At 38.1% G+C, this 13,103-nt stretch carries 11 protein-coding genes, 1 tRNA gene and 1 other RNA gene; 6 read left to right on the top strand and 7 right to left on the bottom strand.

Annotated features, from left to right (window positions below; translation table 11 throughout):
- The first annotated feature begins 272 nt into the window (after positions 1–272).
- Entirely contained in the window at positions 273–611 is a 339-nt protein-coding gene (locus tag PALPR_RS03390) for a zinc ribbon domain-containing protein YjdM (protein WP_013444214.1), read from the top strand.
- A 145-nt stretch (positions 612–756) separates the two neighbouring features.
- Here the strand turns inward: PALPR_RS03390 and aspS are convergent, their stop codons facing one another.
- Both aspS and fabD read right to left on the bottom strand, forming a co-directional pair.
- Positions 757–2,529, bottom strand: a complete 1,773-nt coding sequence (gene aspS / locus PALPR_RS03385) for an aspartate--tRNA ligase (RefSeq protein WP_013444213.1) — start codon at positions 2,527–2,529, stop codon at positions 757–759.
- 263 nt (positions 2,530–2,792) lie between these two features.
- Entirely contained in the window at positions 2,793–3,665 is an 873-nt protein-coding gene (gene fabD, locus PALPR_RS03380) for an ACP S-malonyltransferase (RefSeq protein WP_013444212.1), read from the bottom strand.
- Between the two features lie 294 nt (positions 3,666–3,959).
- Here fabD and rsmG point away from each other — a divergent pair, with 294 nt between their 5' ends.
- The gene (gene rsmG / locus PALPR_RS03375) at positions 3,960–4,580 is read left to right on the top strand and encodes a 16S rRNA (guanine(527)-N(7))-methyltransferase RsmG (RefSeq protein WP_013444211.1); all 621 of its coding nucleotides are present in this window, start codon (positions 3,960–3,962) and stop codon (positions 4,578–4,580) included.
- 40 nt (positions 4,581–4,620) lie between these two features.
- A complete protein-coding gene (locus tag PALPR_RS03370) occupies positions 4,621–5,256 on the top strand; it encodes an MBL fold metallo-hydrolase (protein WP_013444210.1) in 636 nt (211 codons plus the stop codon).
- 1 nt (position 5,257) lies between these two features.
- Here the strand turns inward: PALPR_RS03370 and nadD are convergent, their stop codons facing one another.
- The 3 genes from nadD to PALPR_RS03355 form a co-directional block, all read right to left on the bottom strand.
- Positions 5,258–5,833 (bottom strand): nicotinate (nicotinamide) nucleotide adenylyltransferase, encoded by a 576-nt coding sequence (nadD, locus tag PALPR_RS03365; RefSeq protein WP_013444209.1) that lies wholly within the window; start codon positions 5,831–5,833, stop codon positions 5,258–5,260.
- A gap of 125 nt (positions 5,834–5,958) precedes the next feature.
- Complete coding sequence (gene gmk, locus PALPR_RS03360) at positions 5,959–6,525, bottom strand: guanylate kinase (protein ID WP_013444208.1); 567 nt, start codon at positions 6,523–6,525, stop codon at positions 5,959–5,961.
- Between the two features lie 85 nt (positions 6,526–6,610).
- Positions 6,611–7,486: a YicC/YloC family endoribonuclease gene (locus PALPR_RS03355; protein ID WP_013444207.1), complete on the bottom strand. Its 876-nt coding sequence runs from the start codon at positions 7,484–7,486 to the stop codon at positions 6,611–6,613.
- A gap of 379 nt (positions 7,487–7,865) precedes the next feature.
- On the opposite strand from PALPR_RS03355, the gene PALPR_RS03350 reads away from it, so the two are divergent.
- Positions 7,866–9,230: a TrpB-like pyridoxal phosphate-dependent enzyme gene (locus PALPR_RS03350; protein ID WP_013444206.1), complete on the top strand. Its 1,365-nt coding sequence runs from the start codon at positions 7,866–7,868 to the stop codon at positions 9,228–9,230.
- A 67-nt stretch (positions 9,231–9,297) separates the two neighbouring features.
- Here PALPR_RS03350 and PALPR_RS03345 read toward each other — a convergent pair whose 3' ends face one another.
- Positions 9,298–10,593, bottom strand: coding sequence for an NAD(P)/FAD-dependent oxidoreductase (locus PALPR_RS03345; protein ID WP_013444205.1), 1,296 nt, complete (start codon positions 10,591–10,593; stop codon positions 9,298–9,300).
- A 178-nt stretch (positions 10,594–10,771) separates the two neighbouring features.
- Between PALPR_RS03345 and rnpB the strand changes: the two genes are divergently transcribed.
- An RNA gene (gene rnpB / locus PALPR_RS15625) (RNase P RNA component class A) lies at positions 10,772–11,131 on the top strand.
- 40 nt (positions 11,132–11,171) lie between these two features.
- Positions 11,172–12,494 (top strand): YihY/virulence factor BrkB family protein, encoded by a 1,323-nt coding sequence (locus PALPR_RS03340; RefSeq protein ID WP_013444204.1) that lies wholly within the window; start codon positions 11,172–11,174, stop codon positions 12,492–12,494.
- A gap of 38 nt (positions 12,495–12,532) precedes the next feature.
- Here PALPR_RS03340 and PALPR_RS03335 read toward each other — a convergent pair.
- Positions 12,533–12,606, bottom strand: a tRNA-Thr gene (locus PALPR_RS03335).
- Between the last annotated feature and the right edge of the window lie 497 nt (positions 12,607–13,103).

Genomic DNA, 13,103 nt, shown 5'->3' with positions numbered 1-13,103 from the left:
ATCCTGTCGTTTAGCTTGAGAATTCTTCAGAGTGGCTTGTATGCACTTGCCAGCGAACTACTCTAATAATGCGCTGCTCATTTTTGCTCATAATTTATATTATGTATAATAGTATAATTCAGTTACTCCCTATTAACAAATAACACCTGCTCTTCCTGTATTTCTTATTTTTTTTCTAGTTACTACAAACTACCGACTACATACTACTCTCTGCCTACTGCTTACGTCAAACTATTTTTGTACTTTTGCCGCCTCAATTAGAAAAACAAAAAATGAACAAAGAACCCAAATGTCCTAAGTGTGGAATGGAAAACACTTATTTCGATTCGTCTACAGATTTGTATGTTTGTCCGGATTGCAGTCATGAATTTTCAACTGAAGCTGCCGACGATGAAGCTGAAGATAAAACTCCTCGCGACAGCAACGGTACCGAACTACTCACCGGCGACAGTGTTACTCTAATTAAAGATCTGAAAGTCAGAGGATCTTCTATCGTTTTAAAACGTGGAACTAAAGTAAAAAGTATACGCCTCACCGAAGATCATGAGGAAGTTGATTGCAAAATTGACGGCACCAGCTTTGTATTGAAGACTTGTTTTTTGAAGAAATAAGAAAAAGAACCCCAAACCCCTAAAGGGACTTATGGCACATTCTCCTGTATTTCGTCTGATATATAAGATATAATAAAAGCCTTTAAACAGAAATGTTTAAAGGCTTTTATTATATAATCTATTTGTTGTTTAACAAACTCTTTCTTTAAGCCCCTTTAGGGGTTTGGGGTTTCAAATCCACCACCAGATTTAGTTCATCCAGCTGTGCCTGAGCTATTGTTGATGGTGAATCGGCCATCACGTCGCGTCCTGAATTATTTTTAGGGAATGCAATACAGTCGCGAATACTGTCCAATCCGGCAAACAAGGATACTAAACGGTCTAACCCGAATGCCAATCCTCCGTGTGGTGGCGCTCCATACTGGAATGCACTCATTAAGAAGCCAAACTGTGCTTCAGCTTGTTCGGGTGTAAATCCAAGATGTTTAAACATTTGATGTTGCAATGCACTATCGTGAATACGAATAGAACCACCGCCCAGTTCCACGCCATTGATAACCATATCGTAAGCAGTAGCACGTACGGCTCCCGGATCAGTTTCCAATAACGGAATATCGTCTAAATTTGGGGAAGTAAACGGATGGTGTGTAGCGTAGAAACGTTGTGTGTCTTCGTCCCATTCAAAGAGTGGAAAGTCAATAATCCACAGTGGAGCATATACGTCCTTGTTTCTGTAACCTAACCTCGCTCCCATTTCCAGGCGCAATTCACACAAAGCTTTCTGAGTTTTGCGTTTTTCACCTGCCAGGATCAAAATCAAATCTCCGGGCTGAGCTTTGAATAAAGAAGCTATTTGTTTTAAATCGTCAGCCGAATAGAATTTATCTACCGATGATTTAAATGTTCCATCGGCTTCACAACGAATGTAAACCAGCCCCTTCGCTCCTATTTGCGGACGTTTAACAAAGTCGGTCAATTCATCCAATTGCTTGCGGGTATATCCGGCACAGCCTGTGGCACATATACCGCCCACATAAGGTACACTATCAAAAACAACAAAGTCATGTCCGGAAACGGCTTCTTTCAACTCCACGAACTTCATTTCAAAACGAATATCCGGTTTGTCCGACCCGTAGTATTTCATTCCATCTTCCCACGTCATACGGGGAAATGCTTCGGTGAAATCAATGTTTTTTACGAATTTGAACAGATGTTTCATCATACCTTCGAAAAGGTTTAGCACATCTTCCTGTTCAACAAAAGACATTTCGCAGTCTATCTGGGTAAACTCAGGTTGGCGGTCGGCACGCAAGTCTTCGTCTCGGAAACACTTGGCTATCTGGAAATAACGGTCGAAACCGGAAACCATAAGCAATTGTTTGAACAACTGTGGCGACTGTGGTAAAGCATAAAACTCACCCGGATTCATGCGTGATGGCACAACGAAATCGCGCGCGCCTTCGGGTGTGGAACCAATCAATATCGGTGTTTCTACTTCCAGAAAGTTCATCTGATCTAAGTAGCGACGTAGTTCAAAAGTAATACGATGACGTAATTCCAGATTTTCACGCACATTGTTACGACGTAAATCCAGGTAACGGTATTTCATGCGGATATCATCGCCACCATCCGTGTTATCTTCTATGGTAAACGGTGGAGTTTTGGATTCGTTCAGTATGCTAAGTTCCGAAACAAGTATTTCGACTTCACCGGTTGGTATATTTGCATTCTTGTTACTGCGTTCAGCCACTTCACCACTCACACGAATCACATATTCACGTCCAAGTTTATTCGCAGTATCAAATAATGCGGCGTTTACATCTTGGTTGAATACCAACTGTGTTATCCCGTAACGGTCGCGAATATCAACAAAGGTCATTCCGCCCATTTTCCGTGCACGTTGTACCCAACCTGATAAGGTTGTTTGTTGTCCTACATTAGTCAGGCGAAGTTCGCCGCATGTGTGTGTTCTAAACATAATCTAATTATTGAGAATTCACAATGTATAATTCATAATTGATTGATATTTATTGTTTTGAGATAAATATCATTAAACCAGAACTATATACGTGCTTATTTTGAGTTATTATTGTTTTTCAATTTTTTCGAATAACAAAAGTACAAAAAAATATGTATCAGAAAGCTATCTTTATGCATATTGGCAAAAAGAAGATGCAAAGAAAGTAATTTCCTTGCATCTTAAATTATGCTTTATCAGTGTTGCTTTATGATTAGGGAGAATTATCCTACTGTTACTTCAGCACTGATTTTCTTTACAAGGCCTTTAAGTACATCGCCTGGTCCTAATTCAAAAAACTCGGTAGCACCATCAGTTACCATATTCTTTACAGTTTGAGTCCAACGTACAGGGGCAGTAAGCTGTGCAATCAGGTTTTGTTTGATGGCTTCTGCTTCGGTTTGTGGATAAGCATTTACATTCTGATAAACCGGACAAATAGGTGTGCTGAAAGTAGTTGCGTTGATAGCTGCTTGTAGTTCTTCACTTGCAGGTTGCATTAACGGTGAGTGAAATGCACCTCCAACAGGAAGTTTCAATGCGCGTTTTGCTCCTTTTTCTTTCAAAAGCTCACAAGCTTTGTCAATTCCTTCGATAGAACCCGAAATAACCAATTGTCCCGGACAGTTATAGTTAGCAGGAACCACGATAGCATCTTTAATACCTTCGCACACTTCTTCTACTACTTCGTCGGCAAGTCCAAGCACAGCGGCCATGGTAGAAGGTTCAATTTCACAGGCTTTTTGCATAGCCATTGCACGGGCGTAAACCAGTTTCAATCCATCTTCGAATGATAAAGCACCGGCTGCAACCAAAGCTGAAAATTCACCCAATGAGTGACCTGCAACCATTTCAGGTTTAAAATCGTTACCCAATACCAACGCAGAAATCACAGAATGAAGAAATACAGCTGGTTGAGTCACTTTAGTTTGTTTCAGGTCTTCGGGAGTTCCTTCAAACATGATGTCGGTAATTCGATATCCAAGAATATCATTTGCTTTTTCAAAATACTCTTTGGCTAAAGGTGATTGATCATAAAGGTCTTTGCCCATTCCTACAAATTGAGCACCCTGACCCGGAAATACATAAGCTTTCATATTATTTTAGTTACAAGTTACAGGTTACCGTCGGCAGGTTGTAAAAACGAACCGAAATAATACGGTAACCAGACACATTTATTTAATTATTCATCATGAGTTACAATCGAAGCAGATTGTTTTGAAACGGAGCGCAAAGATAATATTTAAAATGCATAACACACAATATTACTGGGCAAATATCCTTATACTTCTGGATATCAATAAATATCAATGTTGTTTGTGCACAACGATTCAACCATTTTCAGATACAGATTATTTCTAGTAAATTTGCAACACAATAATAAGCAGCAAATGGAACAAATTCTACAATACTTCCCTTCTCTTAACGAAATTCAAAAAGCTCAATTTCAGGCGCTTTATGATTTGTATTTCGAATGGAATGCCAAAATAAACGTGATATCGCGTAAAGACATAGAGAATCTTTATGAGCATCACGTATTGCACTCACTGGCCATAGCCGAAATTATTCATTTTCAGCCGGGATCTACCATACTGGATGTTGGAACCGGTGGAGGATTTCCCGGCATTCCGTTGGCCATTTTATTTCCCGAATCGAATTTCGTTTTGATTGATTCCATCGGCAAAAAGATTAAAGTTGGAACTGAAGTTGCTACGGCTATCGGATTAAAAAACATAACATTAAAACACCTGCGGGTACAGGATGAAAAGGGCAAATTTGACTTCGTCGTAAGTCGTGCCGTAATGCCTTTGGGCGATTTAGTGAAACTGGTGCAGAAGAATATCAGCAAAAAACATAACAATGCTTTACCTAACGGACTTATTTGCCTGAAAGGCGGTGAGTTACAGCATGAGGTTCAACCTTATAAGAATATAGCGGAGCTATTTGAGGTAAGCGATTTCTTCAAAGAAGAATTTTTTAAAACCAAAAAAGCGGTCTATGTACCTTTATAAACGATGATAAGTTTATAACTCAATAAACAATTTGTATAAAATGACAATAAAAACATTCACATTCAATCCTTTTCAGGAAAATACATACCTTCTTTACGATGAAACAAAAGAAGCTGTTCTGGTCGATGCAGGCTGTATCTCAGATACAGAAAAACTTGTTTTAAAACGATTTATTGAAGAAAATAGTCTGATTCTTAAGCGAGTAATCAATACGCATTTGCATCTGGATCATCAATTCGGGAATAAATTCATTTTCAATACCTTTGGTTTGAAGCCTGAAGCTTGTCAGGAAGATGAATTCTTACTGGATAATGTAGTTGCTCAGGCTCGCTCTTTTGGTTTTGCAATAGAGGAAGAAGCTCAATCGTTAGGAGCATATATTATTGAGGATCAGGAAATAAAATTCGGAAACTCTTGTCTTAAATCTATTCATGTTCCAGGACATTCGCCCGGCAGCATGGTGTTTTATTCGGAAAGAGATGGAATTTTGCTGGTTGGCGATGTGCTGTTCCGCGGATCGATAGGCAGAACCGATTTACCGAAAGGCGACTATGCTACTTTAATACAGGGTATAACCAAAAAATTGCTCCCCCTACCCGATTCCACCGTGGTTTATAGCGGTCATGGCTCGACTACCACCATTGGTTACGAAAAAACAAACAATCCCTATTTGTAAACTATTGATAGAGATTATTCTCTTTAATAAACTGTAAAACAGAAGGATGTAACCATTGGCTTATATCCTTTTTTTGTGCGATGGAATCGCGGATTTGAGTAGATGATATATCGTAAATTGGCGTATTGAGTAAGTTCATTTGAGGGTATCTGGCTGCTACTTGAGCAAAATCATAATTTTTACGGGGATAAACCAACACCGGATAATTGGTAAGTATTTCCGTGTAATCTTTCCATTGATCAAAAACAAGTGCATTATCACTTCCAATGATTAATTCAAACTGATAATCGGGAAATTGCTTAGATAGAACATTCAATGTATCAATTGAATAAGATGGAATGGGCATCGTAAATTCAATATCACAAGCTTTGAACCCGGGATTGCTGCGTATAGCAAAAAACAACATATCCAATCGGATATATTCGTCCAGCAATTCCGATTGTTCCTTCAATGGATTGCAAGGCGATATAACAAACCACACTTCGTCAACAAGGTCATTATCAGTTAGATATTCTGCCAGTTTTAAATGCCCGAGATGTACAGGATTAAACGAACCGAAATAAAGAGCAACACGCATATAGAGTTGGTTTATTAGAGAAGAATTGGTTTATTGGTCTGTCTGATAATTGCTGGCAAATTAATCAGTAAGGTAATTAAAGCTAATAGAATAAATAAGTTATCCTGTTTCGCAGCTCAACTTGATTAAAGTTTCAGAAATTCCCGTATTGAACGCTCTGCTTCTGCTTTCGCCTTACTCAGGTCATCATTTACAATAACCAAATCAAATTTAGGTGCAAAAGTCATTTCAAACTCAGCTTTACCAATCCGCTTTTCAATCATTTCAGCAGAATCGGTTCCTCTGTTTTGCAGACGGTTTTTCAATTCAGCAACACTCGGCGGAGCAATAAATAAGGCTAGAGCTCTGTTTCCAAATTCTTTTTTGATATTCAGTCCGCCTACCACATCAACATCAAAAACGATGTTTTTTCCTTGGCTTGTAATACGTTCTACTTCGCTGCGAAGTGTTCCGTAGTAACAATTTTGATAAACTTCTTCGTATTCAAGAAACTCCTGATTATCAATTTTCTGACGAAATTCTTCAGGGGTAAGATAATAATAATCAACTCCATGCTTTTCGGTACCACGCGGAGCACGGCTTGTTGCTGAAACTGAGAACTCCATATCGAATCCACAGCTTAATAAATACTGAACCAGGGTACTTTTACCTGCTCCTGAGGGTGCAGAAAATATAATTAATTTGCCGGACATATTTTTAGTAGGTAGTTAGTAGTTCGTAGTTGACAGCTTGAATAAGTAGAAAAGATCCTTAGTTTTTACTACCAACTACACTTACTTATAATACGTTTAATACTTGTTCTTTTATTTGCTCCAGATCATCCTTCATCAACACTACAATCTTTTGCATGTCACTATTATTTGCTTTAGAACCAAGTGTATTTATCTCACGACCGATCTCTTGTGCAATAAAACCCAGTTTTTTGCCCGGAGACTTCTCGTGTTGCATAGTTTCCATGAAATAATTCAGATGATTGCGCAGGCGTACTTTTTCTTCGTTAACATCGAGTTTTTCGATATAAAAAATCAGTTCCTGCTCCAGACGGTTTTTATCAATGTCGATTTTATCGGACAACGCTTGTAAATTTTCTTCCAAACGGGCTTTAATCTTTTCTACACGTTCTGCTTCGAAAGGTGCGGTTTCTTCCAGTAATTGACCAATATGCGCTATTTTATCATTAAATACCGTTTCCAACGACTTTCCTTCCTGGATTCTGAACAATGTAAGTTGTTCTATAGCAGTAGCCATAGTTTTACGAATCTCCAACCACTCATTCTCATCCAGCTCTACAGTCTCGGTTTTCATCGTATCGGGCAAACGCAACAGTACATCGAACCAGTTGGCAGGAACATCAATACCCAGTTTATCGGACAAGGATTTGATTTGCTGATAATAAGATTCTATTACCGTTTGATTTATCTGTGTCACCGACTCTTTGCCTGAATTATCCACATAAAGAGAAAAATCAATTTTGCCTCTTTCGAGTTTTTGAGACAATTCGTTACGAATTTCGATGTCTTTTTCGCGATATAAGCCGGAGATGCGTGTTGAAACATCTAACTGTTTGCTATTTAAAGATTTAACTTCGACTACTATCTTTTTGTTACCAAATTCGCAGGTGGCTTTCCCAAAGCCGGTCATCGATTGTATCATTTTTTCTGAATATTTATTTATCCTGCAAAAATACTACTTTTATTTTAAAGAACCGACTTTATAAGATCGGTCAATTCAATATATTGTGCTTCTTATATTTATAGTATCTCTGTGTAAAAAAATAAAGTCAGATATTTCCTTTTTTAAAAATAGTTCTTATCTTTGTCAGTATTAAAATATCAGATATGAAATCAGTTAACTCATTTTTTTATTGGCGCAGCACAAACTATCATTATTAAACAATGAGGTTTGGTTTGTTGGAATTATACTAAAATCAAGAAATCTACCATAAAAGCCTGTTGTTTAAGCATAACAACAGGCTTTATTTTTTATCCGAAAAATTACAACATAAATATTTACCGATTAATTTTTACTACCCATGGAAAAAACAAAGAAATTTTTGTTGGCCGAAAGCGAGTTACCTAAAAAATGGTACAATATCGTAGCCGAAATGCCAACTAAACCAATGCCAATGCTGCATCCGGGAACAAAACAGCCGTTGAAAAACGAAGATTTGTATCCACTTTTTGCGAAAGATTTAGCCGATCAGGAATTAAATCAGACAGATGTCTGGATTGATATACCTGAGGAAGTGCGAGAAAAATTGAAAATCTATCGCCCTACCCCACTGGTTCGTGCCTATAACCTCGAAAAAGCGTTGGGTACTCCGGCTCATATTTATTTTAAAAACGAAAGTGTAAGCCCAGTAGGCTCTCATAAATTGAACTCGGCGCTGGCGCAGGCTTATTATTGTAAAAAAGAAGGCACTACTAACATTACCACTGAAACCGGAGCCGGTCAATGGGGAACAGCATTATCGTTTGCTGCAAAAGCCTTTGGATTGGAACTGGCCGTCTACATGGTGAAAATTAGCTACGAACAAAAACCCTATCGCCGTTCATTAATGCAAACCTGGGGAGCTCAGGTTATCCCTTCACCCAGTATGTCTACCAAAGCCGGTCGCCAAATTTTGACTGATCATCCTAATTATCAGGGAAGTTTAGGAACAGCAATTTCTGAAGCAATCGAACTCGCTATGTCGACACCTAATTGTAAATACACTTTAGGCAGCGTATTAAATCATGTTTCATTGCACCAGACAGTGATAGGACTTGAAGCAGAAAAACAAATGGAAATGGCCGGAGAATATCCCGATGTGGTTATCGGATGTTTTGGTGGTGGCTCTAACTTCTCTGGAATTTCATTCCCTTTTATGCGTCATAATATCAACGAGGGAAAGAAAACCCGTTTTATTGCAGCAGAACCAACATCATGCCCGAAACTGACTCGTGGTAAATTTGAATATGACTTTGGTGATGAAGCCGGTTATACGCCTCTTTTGCCAATGTTTACGTTGGGTCATAGTTTTGCACCTGCTCACATTCATGCCGGTGGACTTCGTTATCATGGTGCAGGAACCATTGTTAGCCAGTTGATGAAAGATGGTTTGATGGAAGCAGTTGATATTGAACAACTGGATTCTTTTAATGCAGGTGTCCTTTTTGCTCAAACTGAAGGCATTGTACCGGCACCAGAATCAGCTCATGCTATTGCAGCAGCCATTAACGAGGCATTAAAATGCAAAGAAGAGGGAACTACTAAAACTATCTTGTTCAATCTGTCCGGGCACGGTTTGGTAGATATGACAGCTTACGATCAATACCTGGCAGGCGACCTGATGAATTATTCGCTATCTGATAAAGATATTGAAAACAACGTTAGTAAGTTAGAACATTTAGTATAGTTCAATGGAAGAGACATTTAGTTGATACAAAAAAGGCTTCCTTATTTAGGAAGCCTTTTTTATATTTCTATAAATCCACCACTTTTTCTTTCTGGTAATTGATCTTGGTAATCAATCGCAGTGAAGTGTCTTTCGTAAGATAGCTCCATGCCCAGTTGAAAAATATAATTATTTTATTTCGGACACTTAAAATCAACATTAAATGCAGGAACATCCATACATACCAGGCTACAGGACCCTTGAATTTAATAAAGGGTAATTCCACAACGGCTTTGTGCTTTCCAATTGTAGCCATCATACCCAAGTCGTGGTATTCAAATTCAACAGGCTTATAATCTTCATTTTTCAATGACTTAACAATATTATTGCCCATATTTTTGGCCTGATTAATAGCTACATTAGCTACTTGTGGGTGTCCTTTAGGAAATTTCGGAGTTTCCATATAGGCCACATCACCCAGTGCATAGATATTGTCAAACCTTTTTAGTTTATTATATCGGTCAACAATATACCTGTTTCTGAAAGTGTCTTCAGGTTCTAAACCTTCTATTACATTGCCTGTAACACCTGCAGCCCAAATCACATTTTTAGTTGGGATTCGTTCTCCTGTATTTAATACAGCCACGTTGCCGTCGTATGATTCTATAAGAGTCTCTGTTTTTACAATTACTCCCATTTCCTCAAGGTACTTTCGGGAAGCAATTTTGGACTCCTCACTCATATTATTCAGCGTGTACTTACCACCCTCCAGAAGTATAATATTAAACTTCGAGAAGTCAATGTTATGATAATCCTTGGGTAGTACGTCCTTTTTTAATTCGGCAAATGCACCTGACAGTTCAACACCCGTTGCTCCGGCACCAACAATAATGATGTTCATCCATGCTTGTTTATCTTCGGGTCTGGCAAAAATTTCTTTTTCAAAACTAAAGAGAATTTTATTGCGTATATCAATAGATTCCTCTGTAGTTTTCATTGAGAATGCATTTTCACTCATTTGCTTATTCCCAAAGAAATTGGTTTTGCAACCCGTGGCTATTACCAAATGATCGTATGTGATCGTTCGATCGTAAGCCGTCATAATTCTTTTCCCAACAGGATCTATGCTGGTTATGTCAGCCATCCTGAAATCTACCGTCTTACTTTTTTGGAAAATTTTACGGAAAGGGAATGAAATACTTGATGGTTCCAGACGTCCTGTAGCCACCTGATAAAATAAAGGTTGAAATTGATGATGATTTTGTTTATCGACCAGAATAACCTTTAAATCTGCTTTCATTAAAGCTGTAGCTAACTGTAAACCGGCAAAACCACCTCCGATTATCACAACCTTGTCACCTTTTTTTATACCTAAATTACTCATTTCTTAGACCTTTTAAATATCTTATAATCTAATACTAATAAACAACAAAAGTAGACAAATGTTGAGGAATAAAGAAATTTTTCTCTAATTAAATTATTCTTCACATATAATTGTTTGAAACAAAAGACATTATATTTTTAAAACAGAATTAAAATATTATTTCTATCTTTGCATTTAAATAGTAGGTCGGTTTGTCGCTTTTCCCTTGAGGAATGGAGGAAAGTCCGGGCAACGCAGAGAGCCATACTTCCTAACGGGAAGCTGTTTGTGAGAGCAGAGTAGCGTAACAGAAAATAACCGCTCCGACTTGTCGGAGTAAGGGTGAAAAGGTGAGGTAAAAGCTCACCGGGTTTGATGGTAACATCAGATGCCGTACGTCTTATGGGTTGCAAGATCACGTATACCGACGCATGTAGGGTTTCTCGCCCGATGTCGGGGGGTAGATCGCTAAAGGCAAATGGCGACATTTGTTCGAGATAAATGACAAACACTTTGTGCAAACAAAGTACAAAACCCGGCTTACAGACCTGCTATTTTCTTTTTAAAATTCTTTCCACACTATATTCTACTTTACTTTTATGTCGAAATTTGTTGATTTTACCGCTCAGGTGATTAATTTTCTCAGATATGACATTTGGCGAATAACCGAATATGAATTATCACGATCACGACGTTACGCCTACCGTCTGGTGAAAACCATAATTTTAGCAACCAGAGGATTTATTGTAGACAACTTAAATGTAAGAGCATCGGCACTTACTTATTCCATTCTCTTTGCCATCATTCCTACTTTTGCTCTTATTATTGCTATCGGAAAGGGCTTTGGAGTAGAAAAAATTATTGAAAGTTCACTTGACAATACTTTTATCGGTCAGGCAGATATGACTCCGACGGTAATGGGCTTTGTAGACAGGTATTTAGCTACTACCCAGCGTGGTCTTTTTATCGGTGTGGGTATTGCAATTTTGTTTTGGTCCGTCATGAACCTGTTCATGCAGGTGGAGAGAGCTTTCAATAGCATTTGGCAAGTCAAAAAGAAACGCACCTTTATCAGACAATTCTCAACCTATTTTTCCGGCATCATGGTTGTTCCGCTTTTGATTGTTTTTTCCGGCGGATTGTCCATATATGTTAGTTCGGCTTTAAAACAATCTTATGTGTACGATGTATTGAGCCCGATTTTGAGATTTGGGGTGAAATTTTTACCCTATATTATCAACTGGATAGTGTTTACAAGCATGTATATGATTATACCAAACACGAGGGTAAAATTTTCAAATGCAATGATTGCCGGAATTGTAGCCGGAACAGCTTTTCAGATTTTTCAAATGCTGTATATCAACGGGCAGGTATATTTGTCGCGCTACAACATTGTTTACGGTAGTTTTGCTGCTATTCCTTTACTTTTGCTCTGGTTACAGATATCGTGTCTGATTGTTTTGCTGGGTGCCGAAATTTCTTACGTTTCGCAGAATATGCATAACTTTGAATATGAGGTGGATTCAAATAACATCAGTCCACGCTATAAAAACTTTCTGACTCTGTTCATTACTTATGTTATTGTCAAGCAGTTTGAAGAACAAAAGCCGGCTTTATCATCTGATCAGATAGCAGAGAAATACCGGTTACCGATACGGATAGTCAATATGCTTATAAGCAGACTGGTGGAAGTAGGAATTTTGATTGAAGTAGAAACCGAAAAGAACAGGAAAACCTTTGTTCCTGCGTTTGATATCAATAAACTGACAGTGAACAAGCTTTACTCAAAGCTGGATATGCATGGTTCAGAATTATTTCTTACTCAGAAAAATGAACTGCTGGATTCGTTTTGGCAAAAAACGCAGGAAATGAAAATGCAGTCGGAAGAACATTTGAAAGATATACTGATAAAGGACTTATAGAAAAAAGGCTTACACAATAATTGTGTAAGCCTTTTTTGAGCCTCTTGTCGGATTCGAACCAACGACCCCGAGATTACAAATCACGTGCTCTGGCCAACTGAGCTAAAGAGGCAAGTGGGTAAGCACCCTACATCGCACCGCTACGACCTTTTACCCTTGCTGCGGTCAAGCCCTGGGGGAGTTCAAAGGGAGCTGGTCGTGTAGGACTTACCCGGCACAAAAGTAGTGCTTTTTGCCGAATTCACAAGGCCTGTCATTTATATTTTTTGCCGGAAGCCCTTACACAATTCATTTTCAGAAATCTATTGTCAAAAATAATTTTCAAAACAAAGGAATGTACACCTATAATAGCCCTTTTTTGCGTTTATAAAGCCTGAATATCGACAATAAAAAGCACTATTTCCGAAGTTAGAATCGCTTCAAGTCATTAAAATGTGTCCCATTTTACTGTCTTGATCGGTATTTTATAACTGACAGAAGTATTGGTTTTACCGATGTTTATCATATATGCAAATATATTTTTTGATATTACACACAATTTTTTCGGATAAAATGAGTTTAGCTTATAGTAATCAAGTGAAATTGAATATTTTACTTCGTATTATATTT

It is taken from the genome of Paludibacter propionicigenes WB4, from assembly GCF_000183135.1.
In the GTDB taxonomy this organism is placed as follows: domain Bacteria; phylum Bacteroidota; class Bacteroidia; order Bacteroidales; family Paludibacteraceae; genus Paludibacter; species Paludibacter propionicigenes.
Note: the sequence above shows the minus strand (reverse complement) of the source record. Positions and strands in the feature narration are given on the sequence as shown.